At 75.0% G+C, this 16711-nt stretch carries 15 protein-coding genes; 7 read left to right on the plus strand and 8 right to left on the minus strand.

What is annotated here, in order from left to right; all coding sequences use genetic code 11:
• Positions 1–155: 155 nt before the first annotated feature.
• Positions 156–842: a maleylpyruvate isomerase N-terminal domain-containing protein gene (locus tag AD017_RS00255; RefSeq protein WP_060572146.1), complete on the minus strand. Its 687-nt coding sequence runs from the start codon at positions 840–842 to the stop codon at positions 156–158.
• Positions 843–993: 151 nt separating this feature from the next.
• Between AD017_RS00255 and AD017_RS00260 the strand changes: the two genes are divergently transcribed.
• Entirely contained in the window at positions 994–1563 is a 570-nt protein-coding gene (locus AD017_RS00260; RefSeq protein WP_060572147.1) for a DUF4190 domain-containing protein, read from the plus strand.
• On the opposite strand, the gene AD017_RS00265 is transcribed toward AD017_RS00260, so the two are convergent.
• The gene (locus AD017_RS00265; RefSeq protein WP_227012621.1) at positions 1560–2873 is read right to left on the minus strand and encodes an SGNH/GDSL hydrolase family protein; all 1314 of its coding nucleotides are present in this window, start codon (positions 2871–2873) and stop codon (positions 1560–1562) included. The genes AD017_RS00260 and AD017_RS00265 overlap by 4 nt on opposite strands.
• On the opposite strand from AD017_RS00265, the gene AD017_RS00270 reads away from it, so the two are divergent.
• On the plus strand, positions 2829–3602 hold the full coding sequence (locus tag AD017_RS00270) for a PIG-L deacetylase family protein (RefSeq protein WP_227012622.1): 774 nt from the start codon (positions 2829–2831) through the stop codon (positions 3600–3602). The two genes, AD017_RS00265 and AD017_RS00270, sit on opposite strands and share 45 nt — an antisense overlap.
• Before the next feature lie 12 nt (positions 3603–3614).
• Here the strand turns inward: AD017_RS00270 and AD017_RS00275 are convergent, their stop codons facing one another.
• Both AD017_RS00275 and AD017_RS00280 read right to left on the minus strand, forming a co-directional pair.
• The gene (locus tag AD017_RS00275; RefSeq protein ID WP_060572149.1) at positions 3615–4553 is read right to left on the minus strand and encodes an ATP-binding protein; all 939 of its coding nucleotides are present in this window, start codon (positions 4551–4553) and stop codon (positions 3615–3617) included.
• Entirely contained in the window at positions 4550–5419 is an 870-nt protein-coding gene (locus tag AD017_RS00280) for an MEDS domain-containing protein (protein WP_145982608.1), read from the minus strand. The genes AD017_RS00275 and AD017_RS00280 overlap by 4 nt, the downstream gene beginning before the upstream one ends.
• 256 nt (positions 5420–5675) lie before the next feature.
• Here AD017_RS00280 and AD017_RS00285 point away from each other — a divergent pair, with 256 nt between their 5' ends.
• A complete protein-coding gene (locus AD017_RS00285; RefSeq protein ID WP_083697116.1) occupies positions 5676–5906 on the plus strand; it encodes a hypothetical protein in 231 nt (76 codons plus the stop codon).
• Here AD017_RS00285 and AD017_RS00290 read toward each other — a convergent pair.
• The 4 genes from AD017_RS00290 to benA are packed head-to-tail and all read right to left on the minus strand — an operon-like array spanning position 5893 to position 13292.
• Entirely contained in the window at positions 5893–8604 is a 2712-nt protein-coding gene (locus tag AD017_RS00290; protein ID WP_082398981.1) for a LuxR family transcriptional regulator, read from the minus strand. The two genes, AD017_RS00285 and AD017_RS00290, sit on opposite strands and share 14 nt — an antisense overlap.
• Positions 8605–8649: 45 nt before the next feature.
• Positions 8650–11361, minus strand: coding sequence for a benzoate 1,2-dioxygenase electron transfer component BenC (benC, locus tag AD017_RS00295; RefSeq protein WP_060572155.1), 2712 nt, complete (start codon positions 11359–11361; stop codon positions 8650–8652).
• Positions 11362–11371: 10 nt separating this feature from the next.
• Positions 11372–11893 (minus strand): benzoate 1,2-dioxygenase small subunit, encoded by a 522-nt coding sequence (benB, locus tag AD017_RS00300; RefSeq protein WP_060572157.1) that lies wholly within the window; start codon positions 11891–11893, stop codon positions 11372–11374.
• 34 nt (positions 11894–11927) lie between these two features.
• Complete coding sequence (gene benA, locus AD017_RS00305; protein WP_060572159.1) at positions 11928–13292, minus strand: benzoate 1,2-dioxygenase large subunit; 1365 nt, start codon at positions 13290–13292, stop codon at positions 11928–11930.
• Positions 13293–13503: 211 nt separating this feature from the next.
• Between benA and AD017_RS00310 the strand changes: the two genes are divergently transcribed.
• Genes AD017_RS00310 through catC form a run of 4 tightly spaced genes read left to right on the plus strand, consistent with a single transcriptional unit; the run spans position 13504 to position 16703 of the window.
• Complete coding sequence (locus AD017_RS00310; protein ID WP_010225193.1) at positions 13504–14430, plus strand: LysR substrate-binding domain-containing protein; 927 nt, start codon at positions 13504–13506, stop codon at positions 14428–14430.
• A complete protein-coding gene (locus AD017_RS00315; protein WP_010225191.1) occupies positions 14427–15530 on the plus strand; it encodes a mandelate racemase/muconate lactonizing enzyme family protein in 1104 nt (367 codons plus the stop codon). Before AD017_RS00310 ends, AD017_RS00315 begins: the two co-directional genes overlap by 4 nt.
• Positions 15531–15561: 31 nt before the next feature.
• Positions 15562–16419, plus strand: coding sequence for a catechol 1,2-dioxygenase (gene catA, locus AD017_RS00320; protein WP_010225190.1), 858 nt, complete (start codon positions 15562–15564; stop codon positions 16417–16419).
• Entirely contained in the window at positions 16419–16703 is a 285-nt protein-coding gene (catC, locus tag AD017_RS00325; protein WP_010225188.1) for a muconolactone Delta-isomerase, read from the plus strand. Before catA ends, catC begins: the two co-directional genes overlap by 1 nt.
• Positions 16704–16711: the final 8 nt, after the last annotated feature.

Below are 16711 nucleotides of genomic sequence, written 5' to 3' on the forward strand. Positions count from 1 at the left end.
CGAGCGGCGTGGCACGAGCGGCACGGCGCGGCGCGGCACGAGCGGCACGAGCGGCGCGGCACGGCGCGGCACGAGCGGCACGAGCGGCGCGGCACGAGCGGCACGAGCGGCACGAGCGGCGCGGGGCCGGCGGGGCGGGGCGGGTCAGGGTTCGGTCAGGACTCGGTCAGGTCCCGGTCCGGGAGCGACCCGAGCAGGGCGAACGCGCCGAGGTACGGCGCGACGTCGCCGCGCTCGGTCCAGGAGCGCAGCTGCGCCGCGGACCGGCGGGTGACCAGGGCCCTCGCCAGCTCGAAGTCGGTCGTGCGGATCGCGACCGCCGCATCCGCCTCGTCGCCGCGGGAGACCCAGCGCCAGCCGTCACCGATCAGCGCGATCGGCGGGAGGTCGCCGAGCCCGCCCCCGAAGCGGCCGGCGAACTTCTCGCGCAGCGCGTGCAGTCCGGGGGTGTGCTGGGCGCCCGGCTCACCGAGCGCGCCGCGCAGGTCCTGCTCGTGGATGATCACGTCGCCGAGCGGGCGGGTCGTGTGCGCCGCCATCCACTCCCGCACCGGCCCGGTCAGCGACTCCCACTCGCCGACCAGCGTCGCGACGTCGTGGTCACGGCGCTGCTCCACCTGGCGGGCCGTCCACCCCTCGTGGTGGTCGTCGGGCTCGTCGCCGCGCACGACGTCCGCCCCCAGGCCGACCATGTGCGAGAACAGGTCCCGCACCGTCCAGTCCGGGCACGCCGGGACCCGCTGCTCCGACCGGGACGGGGGCAGGTCCCGCACCAGGTCGATCACCCGGCGCTGCGCCCGGGTCCACTCCTCGATCTCGTCGATTCCGCTCACGAGGGGCATCCCACCACCGTCCGGTGCAGGGCGCAGGCGCGCCGGAGGGGCGTTTGTCCTGGACCCGGCCCCCGGCTGCCGGGATCATCGCCCGCAACACCGTCAGCAGCACGGCCCGGGCAGGGTGCCTCCCGCCCGGGGCCGGTCGGGAAGGACCACCGTGAGCAGCCCACCGCCGTACCCGGGTCAGCCGGGCGACCCGCAGGACCCGCAGCAGCCGGGAGCGTCCGAGCAACCCACCGAGCAGTACGGCCGGCAGCAGTACGGGCAGGGGTACGCCGAGCACGGCGCGTACCCGGACCGGACGGCCTACGGACCGGGGCCCGGCGGCTACGGCCCCGGCGGACCGGGCGGACCGCCGCGCAACGGCGTCGGGATCGCCGCGCTGGTGCTCGGCATCCTCGCCGTGCTCAGCGGCATCTTCCTGATCGGCGGGCTGCTCGGCCTCGTGGCGATCGGGCTGGGCATCCTCGGCATCGTCCGCGCGTCGAAGGGCGTCGCGAACAACCGCGGGGTCGCGATCACCGGGCTCGTGCTCGGCATCGTCGGGCTGCTGCTCGCGATCGTCGTGGCCGTGCTGCTCGTGTTCTCGTTCAACGTGTTCAACAGGGTGGACCAGGGCCAGCTGATGCAGTGCGTGCAGCAGTCCGGTGGGGACCAGTCCGCGGTCGACCAGTGCGTGCGGGAGCTCGAGGACCGGCTCCAGAACCAGGTCGACCAGATCAACTAGACCGGGGCGAACGCGCCGCCCGGGCCGAACACGGCCCGGGCGAACCGCTCCCCCATCCGTTCGTGCGTCGCGGCGTCGGGGTGCAGGCGGTCGGGCAGCGGCAGCTCGGTGGCGTCGGCCTCGCCGTACAGCTCGCGGCCGTCGAGGTGGCCGAGGTTCGGGTCCTCGGGCACCCGGGCCGCGACCAGACCGGCCAGCTGCTCCCGGACCACCTGCAGGGTCAGCCGGCCCGCGGCGACGTCGGCCGGGTCGCCGGTGGCACGGAACCGCAGCGTGCCGTCGGTGACGTCCGGTGCCAGCGGGCCCGGGGTCTCCTCGTGGATCGGGCACAGCACCGGCGAGACGACCAGCAGCGGAGTGTCCGGGTGGCCGTCGCGGATCGTGTCGAGGAACCCGTGCACCGCGGGGCCGAACGCACGCACCCGCATCAGGTCCGCGCCGACCACATTGATGCCGATCTTGACGCTGATCAGGTCGGCCGGGGTGTCGCGGATCGCCCTGGCGACGAACGGGTCGAGCAGGCACGCCCCGGAGAACCCCAGGTTCAGCAGCTCGACGCCCGCGGAGCGCGCCGCCAGCGCCGGCCAGGTCGTGCTCGCCCCGGCGGCGTTCGAGCCCTGGCTGATGGAGCTGCCGTGGTGCAGCCACACCGGCCGGTCCCCCGCGGGCACCGCCGTGACCGGGGCGTCGGTGCGCAGCGCGACGACCTCGGTCATCTCGTTGTGCGGCAGCCAGATCTCGACCAGCGCCGACCGGCCGGGCAGCGGGAACCGGACGGTGCCGGGCGGGCCGTCGGTCGTCTCCGCCGCACCCGTCGCGGGGTCGATCATGTGCAGCCGCCCGCCGGTGGTCGGCGCGGAGCCGGCGGGGACCCCGTCGACCAGCAGGTCGTACGCCCCGTCCGGACGCAGCGGCGCACCGGCCAGCCCCACCCGGGTCCGCACCGTCTCCAGCTCGACGACGGTCGCGGCGGTCCGGAACACCACCCGGACCCCGGACGGCTGGGACTCGGCACCGGCCAGCTGCGGATCGGTGTTCCGGGCCCGCGCGGCCGGGGGCAGGCGGTGCGGGACCAGCCCGGCCGGGCCGGGCGTGGAGTCGAGGGCGCCGTGGAGCAGGCCGGCGTCGACCGGCGTGGTGATCGAGGGGAGCACGACCCCACCCTGCCGCGCCGGCGCCCGGTCCGCCGCCCGTTTCTCCGGCGCGCCGCACCCGCGGCGGGGATCCGCGGTGCCGCCCGGCGCCGTGTGCCCGATCATGTCGGGGTGACCGACGACGAGCAGCGCACCGCCACCGACGACCGCAGCCACACCCGGATCGAGCGCGCCCTGGTGATCGCCGCCCATCCCGACGACATCGACTTCTCGTGCAGCGGCACGGTCGCCGTCTGGACCGACGCCGGTGTCGCGGTGACCTACTGCCTGGTCACCGACGGCGACGCAGGCGGGTTCGACCCCGACGTCGCCCGCTCCGACATCGCCGGGATCCGGCAGGCCGAGCAGCGCAATGCGGCGGCCGCCGTCGGCGTCACCGACCTGGTGTTCCTCGGCTACCCCGACGGACGGCTCACCGTCACCCTGGAGCTGCGCCGCGACCTGGCACGGGTGATCCGGCGGACCCGCCCGGACCGCGTCGTCGTGCAGCCGCCGGTCCGCGACCTCGGGAACATGTACGGCAGCCACCCCGACCACACCGCGACCGGTGAGGCATCGATGTGCGCGGTGTACCCGGACGCGCGGAACCCCTACGCGTTCCCGGAGCTGGCCGCCGACGGGTTCGAGGCGCACACGGTGCCGGAGGTGTGGGTGCTGGGCGGCGGGTCGGACGACGCGGCGTCGTCGCGGCACGTCGACATCCACGTCGACATCACCGCCACGGTCGATCGCAAGATCGCGGCGCTGCGCGCGCACGAGAGCCAGACCGCGCACATGACCGAGCTGGACGACATGATCGCCCGCTGGGCCGGGTCGCAGGCCAGGGCCGCCGGGTTCCCGCACGGCGCGCTGGTCGAGTCGTTCCGGGTGCTCGACACCCGCTGACCGGGGCGCGGCTCAGGCCGCGGCGCGGACCCGGACGTGCGTGCCGCCGTCGTCGCTCCAGACGTGCAGCAGGTCGCAGAGCTGGCGGGCGATCCAGATCCCGCGGCCGTGCGGCGCGCGCGGGTCGGGCGGTGCGAGGCCGGGGAGCGGGTCGTCGAGCCGGCCGGTGTCGTGCACCTCGCAGACGACCTCGCCGGGCGGCGTCCAGATCATCAGCCGGGCGGTGCCGGGCCCGTGGTGCACCGCGTTGGTGGCGATCTCGTTGACGGCGACGGTCACGTCCTCCGAGCGTGCCTGCGGGAACCCCTGCCCGCGCAGGGCCCCGTCGACGGCGGACCGGACCTCGCGCAGCCGGACCGCGTCGAACGGCAGGTCCGTCACCGGCGGTCCCATCTCGGCCGGGACGGGGGCGGGACGGTCGGTGAGCAGGCTCCGCGGGTCCCGGTGCGCGGACGACCCGACGACGGCGCCGTCGCGGTCCTCGAGCGGGTGCGCGGCCCGGGCCGCCGCGGCGACCGGCGCCGCGACCTCCTGCGGGAACCAGCAGAGCAGCTGCACGGGCAGGTCGGCCAGCGCGACCTGGGCGGCGGCCTCGACCTCGGTCCAGTAGGCGCCGCCGGGGCCGGCGTGACCGGCGGCGTGCTCGGACACCACGGTGACCGGGCCGGTCTCGACCACCCGCTCGCGCAGGACCCGCGCCGCCCGGGCCACCTGGGTCTGGCCGGACGGGCCGTCCGGACCGGCGTCGCGGGGCAGCCGGAGGAGCCCGGCGACGGCGTCGGCGCCCAGCTCGGCGGCGACCCGCCCGCGCAACGCCACCTCGGTCGACGGCCGCAGCTCCACGGCCACCGAGCCGCCGTCGCGCAGGGTGGCCAGCACCGTGTCGCCGAGCCGTGCGTGCAGGTCCTCCTCACCGGAGTACCAGCACAGGACGTGCCGCAGACCGCTCATCCCGGCGCCCCGCCCGCCAGTTCGAGGGCGTCGGCGGTGCGGAGCGGGCTGCGCTCCCCGATCCCGACGTCGAGCCGGCTCGCGAAGCCCGCACCGCACCGGTCGAGCAGCCGCGCCACCCCGGGGCGGACGTTCTCCAGGCGCAGCCGCAGCGTCGCCGGGAGCTCCTCCGCCGCGTGCACCACGCTGACCGCGGCGGCGACGTCGCAGAAGCGCAGCGACCCGAGATCGGCGACGACGGTGTCGGCCTCGATCTCACCGCGCACCATCCGGTCCAGGACCCGGCCCAGCACCCGGCGGACCTGCGGCCGGTTGCCGTGGTCGACCTCGCCGGCGAGGCGCAGGTGCGCCGGGCCGAGCTCGGTGATCCGCAGCAGCGTGTCGTCGAGCAGCGGGGTCCCGCCGATCTCGGCGTCGTGCACCGAGCGCATGTGGGCGATCAGGTCGTCGGGGTAGCGGAGGTGGTCGTAGACGCACAGCGCGTGCACCGGACGGCCCCGGACCGCGTCGGCGAGGACGCGGTCGTACTCGTCGAGCGCCTGCCCGCCGGGCCGCCGCAGGCCGTGGTCCATCTGGCCGGTGAACCGCAGGCCCGCCCAGCCGTCGTCGACGGCGGCCTGCATGTTGTGCTCCAGCACGCCGCCGAGCTCGTCGAGCGGGGCGAGCAGTGCGGCCCGGGTGAAATCGCCGGGCACGAGCTGGAACTGCCCGCTGCGCAGCGGCCCGCGGACGTCGACGCCGTCCTCGTCCATCCGGGCGAGCACGGCGTCGGCGGTGTCGTCGTCGAAGTAGGCGACGCGCTCGCCCCGGGCCAGCCCGGTCGTGAGGAACTCCGACACCGACTCGCAGAGCTGCTCGTCGCTCACCGGAACGGTGAGCACGTGTGACGACGGGTCGTCCACGACCGGTCCAGCCGTCACTCGCCACCCCCCGTTGCGGTACTCGTCACACGACCAGGTGTGACGTGCCGGGCACGATAGGTGACACCGGTGATCGTCGCGAGCCGGAGCCGCCCGCCCCTTGCGACAGGCACGACGAGGCGTAGAGTTAGCCGGACCGAACTTCGCTGTTCGGGACGTGCACACCGCGTCGATCAGGCGCGTCGATCAGGAGGTGGTCAGCATGTTCCGTGCCGCCCCGTCGCCCGACCGGACGGCAGGCCGGGTCGCACTGCGCCCGGTCCTCCTGGCCGGGCTGCTGATGGTGCTGCTCGCCGCCGCCACGATCGTCTCGGTGACCACCGCCCCCGCCCCGGTGACGCTGCTGCTCGCCGCGGCCGCGCTCGCCGTCCGCCCGCTGGTCGTGCTGCACCACCGCCGCGCCGCCGGGCGGCCCGCGCTCATCCGCCGCTGAGGCGCCCCGCCAGCTCCGCCCGGGACCGCACGCCGACCTTGGCGTAGATGCGGGTCAGGTGGTACTGGACGGTCTTGACCGACACCTGCAGCTCGGCCGCCGCCTCCCGGTTCGTGCGTCCCCCGGTGACGAGGTCGGCGACCGCCCGCTCCTGCGGCGTCAGGTCGGCGGGCCCCCGCTCGGCGCGGGCGCCCGCGTGCACCCCGCCCGCCTTGAGCTCCCGGTCGCAGCGCCGCACGTAGACCGTCGCGCCGAGGCCCGCCCACATCTCCCGGGACGCCGACAGCATCGCGTCGGCGTCCCGGCGCTTGCCGGCCCGCCGCAGCGTCTGGCCGTAGGCGAACCGGACGCGGGCGCGGTCGTAGCGGTGCGGCAACCGGTCCGCCACGCGCAACGCCTCCTCGAACGCCGGCCACGCGGCGTCGTGCTCGCCGCGGGCGCCGAGCAGGCGGCCCCGCGCGTACCCGAGCCGGGCGAGCGTCGAACGGTGGCCCCGGACCGCGGCGCGGCGCTCGTGCGGCGACAGGAACTCCTCGGCCGCGTCGAGGTCGCCGGTGACGACCAGGGCGTTCGCGTACATGTCGGTCCACGGCCACCAGCCCGGCTCGTCGGTGCTGCCGGTGCCGGCGGACCGGTGCAGCGGCTCCAGCGCCCGCAGCACGGCGGCGTAGTCGGCGCGGACCTCGGCCAGCTGGGCGCGTGCCAGCAGGGCCGGGACCCGGGCGACCTCGTACTCCGAGCTGCCCGCCTCCGCGGCCAGTGCGGCCCGCTCCGCACGCTCCGGCTCGTCGCGCAGCGCGTGCACCTGGGCGGCCGTCCACTCGATCAGCGGCGTGACCAGGGCGATCCCGGTCCGTCCGGCGAGCTCGCGGCCCTGCCCGGCGGCCCGGAGCGCCCCGTCCCAGTCACCGGCGAGGAACCGGGTCCGGGCGAGCCAGGCCAGCGCCCACAGCGAGATCCGGGACGAGCCGCCGAGCACCGTCGTCGGGACGGCGCTCTCCAGGTCGGCCCGGGCCCGGCCCAGGTCGTCCTGCAGCAGGTGCAGCCAGCCCCGGCCCATCGTGACGCGCTGGGCCTGCGCGCCGTGCCGGACCCGGTCCGACACCGCCTCGTACGCGGCGCGGGCCTCGTCGGGGCGACCCGCGGCGGACAGTCCGAGTCCGCGGATCGCCGCCGCCTCCACCGCGTGCGGGGTGTCGGGGCCGGCCAGCGCGATCGTGCGGTCCGCCCACGTCACCAGCTCCTCGCCCCGGCCACGGGCCAGCGCGTGCAGCACGTAGCGCTGCGCGACGAGCGCCGCGACGGCGCGGTCGGTCCCTCCGGTCCCGGCCTGCTCCCAGGCCCGTCCGAGCCCGGCCGACGCGGTGTCGGCCTGCCCGCGCAGCACCGCCAGGTAGCCGAGCACCGCGCCCCGCAGCGGCGTCTCCCGGGTGGCCTCCACGACCGGGACGAGTGCCTCCGCCGCCCGGCACTCCCCCGCCCCGACCAGCGCGTCCACCGCCCGGACCAGACGTTCCTCGCGCAGTCGGCGCTCGGTCGTCAGTCGCGACGCCTCGGTGAGCAGCGCAGCGACCGTGCTCCAGGCACCGGCCCCGGCCTCCTCGCCGGCCCGGGTGTCGAGCTCGGCCGCCAGGCCGTCGTCGCGGCCGGGGACGCTGCCGGCCAGCAGGGTCAGCCGCCGGGTCGGGTCGTCGACGAACTCGCCGGCCCGGCGGCGCAGCGCGGCGACGACGTCGGGCCCGAGCAGGTCGAGCACGGCGGCGCGCACCATCGGGTCGGCCGGCGCCGCCGCCGGGCCCCACCGGCTCCCCGCCCGGGCGACGAGCCCGGCCCGCGCGCTCTCCGCCAGCGCCGCGAGGACGGTGCCGGGGTCCCCGGTGACCGCCCCGATCTCGTCGGGCTCGGCGGGCCGGTCCAGGACGGCGACCACGTCGAGGAGCGCCCGCGCGGGCCCGGACAGCGCGGCCCGGCGCTGCGCCACGGACGTGGCGACCTCCGGTGGGGCGGGCAGCCGGGCGTGCGGGTCGGACCAGGCGTGCGGGGGCAGCTCCGCCAGCAGGGCGAGCACGTGGCGGGGGCGGCCCCCGGTGTGCCGGGCCAGCCGGTCGGCTCCGGCGACGTCGAGCGGGACGCCGTGGGCGGTGGCGATCGCGCCGACCGCGGTCGCGTCCAGCGGGCGCAGCGCGATCTCGGTGGTGGCGACCCGCCGGAGGAGGTCGGCGACGCCGGGGCCCGCGTCGGCCGGGCGTGCGGCCAGCACGACCGTCACGTCGAGCCCGGGGTGGTGCCCGGTCAGGGTGGACAGCACCTGCAGCGACCACGGGTCGGCCTCGTGCGCGTCGTCGACGAGCAGCAGCGTCCGGGCCCCGGCACCGCACGCGCCGGCGACCGCCTCCGCCGCGGCGAACGCGTCCGTCCCCGGCACCGCGACGCCAGGCACGAGCTGGGCGAGGACGCCGCCGGCCCGGCCCGCCTCCCAGGACGCGCCGCGGGCCCGGTGGACCGGTCCGTCGTGCCCGTCGGCGACGGCACGGACGAGCGCCGACGTGCCGGCGCCCGCCGGGCCCGTGACCAGCGCGGCGCACGGGCCGGTCCCGGTGAGCAGGCCGCGCAGCCGCGCGATCTCGTCCGCCCGCCCGGCGAGGCCGGCGGCGTCACCGGGGCCGGCGGGGTCCGCACCGGCGCCGGGGTCACCCACGGCGCGCACCGTACCCGGCACCGCCCGGTGGGCGGGCCGCTGCGCTCACCCCTGGTCGCCCCCGGCGACCGGGAGCACCGTCCCGGTGATGTAGGACGCCTCCGGCGAGGCCAGGAACGTGATGGCCGCGGCCTGCTCGTCGAGCGTGCCGTACCGCTTGAGCAGCGACGACTCGGTGGTCTGCTCGACGATCGTGGCGTACCAGTCCTGCTCCTGCGCGGACTGCGGCGCCGGTCCCCGGGGGATCCGCCGGGGCGGCGCGTCCGTCCCGCCGGGTGCGGTGGCGAGGACCCGGACGCCGTGCGGGGCCAGCTCCGTCGCGAGCGCGGAGGTGATCGCGTTGACCCCGCCCTTGGCCGCCGCGTACGGCACCCGGTTGAGCCCGCGGGTGGCGACCGAGGAGACGTTGACGATCGTGCCCGCGCCCTGTTCCACCATCTGCGGCGCGACCGCGCGGCAGCACCACAGGGTGGGCATGAGCGAGCGGTCGATCTCCGCGCGGATCTGTTCCGGCGGGTAGTGGTGGTAGGGCTTGGCCCAGATCGTCCCGCCGACGGTGTGGACGGCGACGTCGATCCGGCCGTACCGGCGCAGCGCGGCGGCGACGACGGCGTCGGCACCCTCCCACTGCTCGAGGTCGGCGGTCACCGCCTCGGCGCCGAGCTCGCCGGCGACCGTCGTGACCTGCTCGGACCGGTCGGCGAGGACGAGCGCCCCGCCCTCGGCGCCGATCCGCCGGGCGACGGCCTCCCCGATACCCTGCGCCGCCCCGGTGACCAGCACGACGAGGCCGTCGAACCGGCCCGGCGCGACGAACCGCGGCCGGCGGGCCCGGGCGGCGTCGTGCATGGCACGGCGCATGGTGGCCTGGGAGTTCCGGGCGTGCGCCGACACCAGCCGGCGCGCCTCCGCCCGGTCACCGGCCTCGATCGCGGAGACGATGTCGAGGTGGTCCTGCGCGCAGTCCGGGTGGCACCAGACCGCCGACCGCAGCGTCTCCGCCATCGCCCCCTTCACACCCAGCGCCTGGTAGGCGCGGAGCAGGTGGTCGTTGCCGGTGCGGGTGAACAGGTAGTCGTGGAACGCGGCGTTGCTCTCGGTGTAGGCGTGCGCGTCGGTGAACCGCTGCGCCTCGCGGTCGACGTAGGGCACGGTCGCCTCGGCCAGCAGCCGGTACCCGGCGATCTCCCGGCCGGACAGCCTGCCGAGCACCAGCTCCAGGGCGCCGAGCTCGAGGGCCCGGCGGGCGTCGAAGATCGCGTCCGACGAGTGGATGTCCGGGTGTTCCTCGCCGATCTCGTAGCCGTCGCCCGCGACGGTGCCGGTCGGGGCCGGGTCCGGCGCCGGGACGGGGGCGGCGAGGGGGGCGAGGTCGTGCGGCGGGAGCACCGGCATCGACTGGATCCCGCGGGCGCCCTCGGGGGCGACGAGCAGGGCGGCGTCGTCGTCCAGCCCGTCCTGCGGGGTGGCGGTGGCAGCCAGGGGCGGGGTGTGCAGCGGCTCCGGCTCGCCGAACCGGGTCAGTGGCCGGCCGAGGACCGCGCGGCCGTCCCGCCCGTCGAGGGTCAGGAGGTCGTCGGCCGCCGAGGGAACCGGCTGCGGCGGGGCCGCGGCCTCGGTGCCGGGTGCGGTGCCGGACTCGGTGGCGGGTGAACGGTCCGTGGTCGTGGCGACCGCGTCGGCGGCGGGGTCCGGCCCGGTGACCGCCGCCCCTGCGGCCGGGGCCCCGTCCGGCACCGCGGCCAGCGCGAACTTCTCGTAGTAGAAGCCGGTCGGTGCCAGCTCCCGCTCGCGCAGGTCCCCGCGGACCGCCTCGACCATCGCGGGCGGACCGCACAGGTACACCGCGCCGCTGCCGTCGTGCAGGTGGTCGCGGCCGAACAGCGCGGTCACGTACCCCTGGTTCGGCGCCGACGTCGCGGGATCGGCGACGCAGTAGTCCCAGGTCAGACCGGTCTCCCCGGCCAGCTCGCGCACGGTCTCCAGCTCGACGACGTCGTCGTCGGTGGTCACCCCGTACACGAGGTGCACCGGGCGGGTGCTCCCCCGGTCGCGCAGCGTCCGCAGGATGGACAGGATCGGCGCCAGGCCGGTGCCCCCGGCGAGCAGGAGCAGCGGGGCGTCGGACTCGCGCAGGAAGAAGCTGCCGTGCGGCCCGGTGAAGGACACCGCGTCCCCGACGGCGGCGCGGTGCTCCAGCCAGTCCGACATCACCCCGCCCGGGGTGAGCTTCACCAGGAAGGTGAGCGCCTCGTCGTCCGGCCCGGAGGAGAACGAGTACGAGCGGTGGACGTCCGTGCCGGGCACGGCGATGTTGACGTACTGGCCGGGCAGGAACGCGAGCCTCGCCCGGTCGCGGACCTCGACGGTGAGCCGCACCGTCGTCGGCGAGAGCCGGTCGAGGGCGGTGATCCTGCCGTCGTGCGTGGCCGCGGCGGTCCTCGCGACCGCCGAGGTCGTCGGGATCTGCACGACCAGGTCGGAGCGTGGCCGCGCCTGGCAGGCCAGCAGGTAGCCCTCGTCGGCCTCGTCGCCGGACAGCGCGTCCTCGATGTAGGACCCGCGGTCGTACGCGCCGGACTCGCAGAACGCCTTGCAGGTCCCGCAGGCGCCGTCGGAGCAGTCGACCGGGATGTTGATCCGGGACCGGTAGGACGCGTCGGCGACCGACTGGTCCTCCCGGCAGTTCACGAAGCGGGTCACACCGTCCTCGAAGGCCAGTGCCACCCGGTGCGTCCGGGTTTCCGTCGTGGTCATGTCCTCCCCCTCAGAAGTGGTAGACGTCGACCACGTGGTGGATGTAGTCGTTCTTCAGCACCACGGTCTTGCGGCGGATGAGCGGGGTCTCCCCGGAGAAGTCGATCGTGTAGAACGACGTGCCGTAGTACGGGTCCACGGTCTTGTACCGGAAGTACATGGTGTGCCAGTTGAACCGGACGTCGACCAGGTCGCCGCGGCGCTCGATGACCTCGACGTTGGAGATGTTGTGGCTGGTCCGCGGTTCGGGCAGCGACGTGGCCGACGACCGCTCGGTGCGGATCCGGAAGACCCGGTCCTCCAGGCCGCCCTTGTTGCCGTAGTAGATCAGCGAGATCTCGCGCTGCGGGTCCTCGGTGAGCCGGTCGGTGTCGTCCCAGGCGGGCATCCAGTAGACGACATCGTCGGCGTAGCACTCGAGCCACTTCTCGAACTCGCGGTCGTCGAGGTGGCGCGCCTCGCGGTAGAGGAACTGCTCGATCGCGTTCTGGGTGATGAGCGTGCTCGGACGCTCCGTGGTGGGGGTGGTCATCTCTCGGGCTCCTTCGACCGGGTGCGGCGGGGGTTCAGCTCTGCGGCGACTCGGCGTCGATCGCGCGGCGCATCACGTCGCGCCAGTAGCCGTGCTGGACCGGGTAGAGGCCCTCGTCCTCGTTCTTGACCCCGGCCGAGATCACGCCGTCCATGTCCAGGGCCTTCGCGACGTCGTCGGGGCCGGTCAGCCAGTGCTGCGCGCCGCGCGACATGTCGTTCCACGGGGCCGCCGTCGCCTCGAAGGTCAGCTGGCAGGCCCGGAACTCCTCCAGGTCGTCCGGGGTGGCCATGCCGGAGGCGTTGAAGAAGTCCTCGTACTGGCGGATCCGGTGGGCACGGGCCGCGTCGCTCTCCCCCTTCGGCGCGATGCAGTGGATCGTCACCTCGGTCCTGTCCGGCGCGATCGGCCGGAAGTGCCGGATCTGGGTGGAGAACTGGTCCATCAGGTAGACGTTCGGGTAGAGGCACAGGTTCCGGGAGCCCTTGACCATGAACTCGCCCTTGGCGTCGCCGAACTCCTCCTTGAGCGCGTCGAGCGAGCTCCACAGCGGACGGTCCTCGGGGTTCGCCGCCCAGGTCCACAGGCAGAGGTGGCCGTTCGGGTAGGACCAGTAGCCGCCGCCGGACTTGCCCCACCCGCCGGCGTCGAGCGCCTTGGTGTCGTTCGCCGACTCGCCGGAGCCCCGCCGCGAGGTGGTGGCCGCGTAGTTCCAGTGCAGCGCGGAGACGTGGTAGCCGTCGGCGCCGTTCTCGGCCTGCACCTTCCAGTTGCCGTCGTAGGTGTAGGTCGACGAGCCGCGCAGCACCTCCAGCCCCTCCGGGGACTGGTCGACGAGCATGTCGATGACCTTCGTCGTGTCGCCGAGGTGCTCGTCCAGCGACAGCACGTCCGGGTTCAGCGACCCGAACAGGAAACCGCGGTACTCGTCGAACCGGGCGACCCGGGTGAGGTCGTGCGAGCCGTCCTTGCCGAAGCCCTCCGGGTAGCCGGCGCCGTCCGGGTCCTTGACCTTGAGCAGCGTGCCGTCGTTGCGGAAGGTCCAGCCGTGGAACGGGCAGGTGAGGGTCATCCGGTTGTCGGTCTTGCGGCGGCACAGCATCGATCCGCGGTGCGCGCAGGCGTTGATGAGGCAGTGCAGCTCGCCGTCGCGGTCCCGCGTGATCATCACCGGCTGCCTGCCGATGTAGGTCGTCACGTAGTCGCCGGGCTCCGGGAGCTGGCTGGTGTGGGCGAGGTAGACCCAGTTGCCCTCGAAGATGTGCTTCATCTCGAGCTCGAAGACGTCGGCGTCGGTGAAGATCCGCCGGTTGGCGCGGTAGACACCGGCCTCGGGGTCCTCGACGACGGCGTCGTCGAGCACGCGGCGGATGTGGGTGGAGTGGGCGACGGCGGTCATCGACGTCCTCCTGGGTCGTGGTCCGGGAACGCCGCTCACTGTCGCGGCCGGCCGCCGTCCGGCGCCCCGGGCAGGTACCCAGTCCTGACCCAGGGTGGGTCGAGACATAGAGCGTCCTGATCGCGCGCTACTCGGTCTTTGTGGCTCTGACCGGAGCGGTTCTACGCTGCTCGACGTCTGGACGACCCGGATCGCAGGGAGGGGGCAGGACATGGATCTGCGACAGCTCCGCTACTTCGTCGCCGTCGCCGAGACCCGGCACTTCGGCCGGGCCGCGGAGCGGCTGCACATGGCGCAGTCGCCGCTGTCCCAGGCCATCCGGCAGCTGGAGAGCCAGGTCGGGGCGACGCTGTTCGAGCGCACCACGCGCCGGGTCGACCTGACCCCGGCCGGGGAGTCGCTGCTCTCCGACGCCTACCGGATCCTCGCCTCGGTCGACGACGCCCGCCGCCGCGTCGAGCGGGTCGCCGCGGGCGCCGACGCCGTCGTCACCGTCGGGGCGACAGACCTGGCCGCCTACCGGCTGCTGCCCCGGCTCGCCCGGGTCGTCTCCCGCCGGATGCCCGCCGTGACCCTGCGCTTCCGTGCCGGGCTGCTCACCAGCGCCCAGGAGGACGCGCTCGACGAGCGGCGCATCGACATCGGCGTGCTGCGGCCGCCGGTCGTGCGGCCCGAGCTGTCCACCCGCACGGTCGCCCGCGAACGCCTGGTCGCCGCCCTGCCCGCCGGGCACCGGCTGGCCGCCCGGACGTCGGTGTCGCTCACCGAGCTGCGCGGCGACGACTTCGTCGCCTACGGCGCCCCGGGCTCGGTCGTCGACTCCGTCGCGGTGCAGGGCTGCCTCGGCGCGGGCTTCCTCCCGCGCCGGCACGCCGAGGCCCGCGACACCCCGATCCTGCTCACCCACGTCGCCGCCGGCGAGGGCGTCGCGCTGCTGCCCGAGTCGGTGCGCGCGCTCGGCACCGAGGGCGTGACCTACACCGACCTCGAGGAGGAGCTGCGGGTGGACCTCGCGCTGGCCTGGCGCACCGAGGACCGTTCCCCCGCTCTCGTCCGGCTGCTCGACGTCCTCGCGGACCACGCCCGCGAGCTCGACCCGGCCACCGCACCCACCCCCCTGCTCGGAGGACTCCCGTGAAGATCGTCGCCGTCGAGGCGATCCCGTTCGCCGTCCCGTACCGGAAGCCGCTGCGGTTCGCCAGCGGCGAGGTGCACACCGCCGACCACGTGCTGGTGCGGGTCCACGCCGAGGACGGGATCGTCGGCGTCGCGGAGGCACCGCCGCGGCCCTACACCTACGGCGAGACCCAGGCCGGCATCCGCGCCGTCGTCGACACCGTGTTCGCCCCCGAACTCGTCGGGCTGTCGGTGTTCGAGCGGGAGAAGATCCATGCGGTCCTGGACCGCACGGTCGGCAACCCGGCCGCGAAGGCCGCCGTCGACATGGCGGTCTGGGACGTCATCGGCCGGCGGCTGGACGTGCCCGTCACCGAGCTGCTCGGCGGGTGGACCGACCGGATGCGGGTCGCGCACATGGTCGGCTTCGCCCCCGACGACGTCATGGTCGCCGAGGCGCTCCGGATGCGCGACGAGCACGGCGTCACCACCTTCAAGGTCAAGGTCGGCCGCCGCCCGGTCGCGCTGGACACCGGTGCCTGCCGGGCCCTGCGCGAGGCGCTGGGCCCGGACGCCGAGCTCTACGTCGACGGCAACCGCGGCTGGACCGCCTCCGAGGCGGCCCGGGCCCTGGACGAGATGGCCGATCTCGGGCTGACCCTGTCCGAGGAGCTCATGCCGGCCGACCAGGTGCTCGGCCGGCGCTGGCTGACCGGACGCACCTCCGTCCCGACGGTCGCCGACGAGTCCGCCACCCGGCCCGGCGAGGTGACCCGCGAGCTCCTCGACGGCGCGGCGACGATGATCAGCATCAAGACCGCGCGGACCGGGTTCACCGGCTCACAGCGGGTGCTGCACCTGTGCGAGGGCCTCGGTGCCGAGGTCGTGCTGGGCAACCAGATCGACGGCCAGGTCGGCAGCGCCTGCTCGGTCGCCTTCGGCGCCGCGCACCGGCACACGAGCGCACGGGCCGGTGAGCTCTCGAACTTCCTCGACATGGCCGACGACCTGCTCGCCGAGCCACTGGTGATCACCGGCGGGGAGCTGCGCGTCCCCGCCGGGGCCGGGATCGGCATCACGATCGACCCGGACAAGCTCGCGCACTACCGCACCGACACCTAGGACATCCGACACCGCAGTCTGGAGACGCACCATGACCACCACAGAGCCGAGCACGGGGTCCGCCACCGCCGCCGGATCCGGCGCCAACGCCACCGCGACCTTCGCGAAGAAGGAGCGCACCGGGGCGCAGGCCGACCCGGCCCGCGTGTCCGCGATCGCCGCCGACACCCTCGCCGCCCTGCACGACGTCATCCGCAGGCACCAGGTCACCTACGCCGAGTACGACGCCCTGAAGTCCTGGCTGATCCGGGTCGGCGAGGACGGCGAGTGGCCGCTGTTCCTCGACGTGTTCGTCGAGCACGTCGTCGAGGAGGTCGCCAACGCCGACCGCAAGGGCGCCGTCGGCACCATCGAGGGCCCGTACTACGTGCCGGGCGCCCCGGAGTTCGAGTCCACGGCCACGGTCCCCATGCGCGACGACGAGAAGGGCACCCCGCTGCTGTTCCAGGGCACCGTCACCGACCTCGACGGCAACCCGGTCGCCGGTGCGACGGTCGACCTCTGGCACGCCGACGACGACGGCTACTACTCGCAGTTCGCGCCCGGCATCCCGGAGTGGAACCTGCGCGCCGTGATCACCACCGGCGCCGACGGCCACTACGCCTTCCGCACCATGCAGCCCGCGCCCTACCAGATCCCGACCGACGGCTCGACCGGCGCGTTCATCGGTGCGGCCGGCTGGCACCCGTGGCGTCCCGCGCACCTGCACCTCAAGGTCTCCGCGCCCGGCAAGGACCTGGTCACCACCCAGCTGTACTTCGACGGCGGCGACTACGTCGCCGACGACGTCGCCCAGGCCGTGAAGCCGGAGCTGATCCTGCGTCCGGGCCCGGCCGCCGACGGCCACGGCAACGAGGTCACCTACGACTTCGCGCTGGACCCCGCCTGATGGCGCGGTTCGCGGTCCGGATGGAGGTCGCCCTCCCGCAGGACATGGACCCCGCGGCCAAGGCCGATCTGCTGGCCCGGGAGAAGGCCTACTCGCAGGACTGGCAGCGCTCCGGTGAGTGGGTGAGCATCTGGCGCTGCGTCGGCGAGTACGCCAACCTGTCGATCTTCGACGTCAAGGACAACGAGCAGCTGCACGAGATCCTGTGGGGGCTGCCGCTGTTCCCGTACATGACGATGCAGGTCACGGCACTGGCCACGCACCCGTCGGACATCGACGCCTGAGACCGCGG

This window comes from Pseudonocardia sp. EC080619-01 (genome assembly GCF_001420995.1).
Taxonomy (GTDB): domain Bacteria; phylum Actinomycetota; class Actinomycetes; order Mycobacteriales; family Pseudonocardiaceae; genus Pseudonocardia.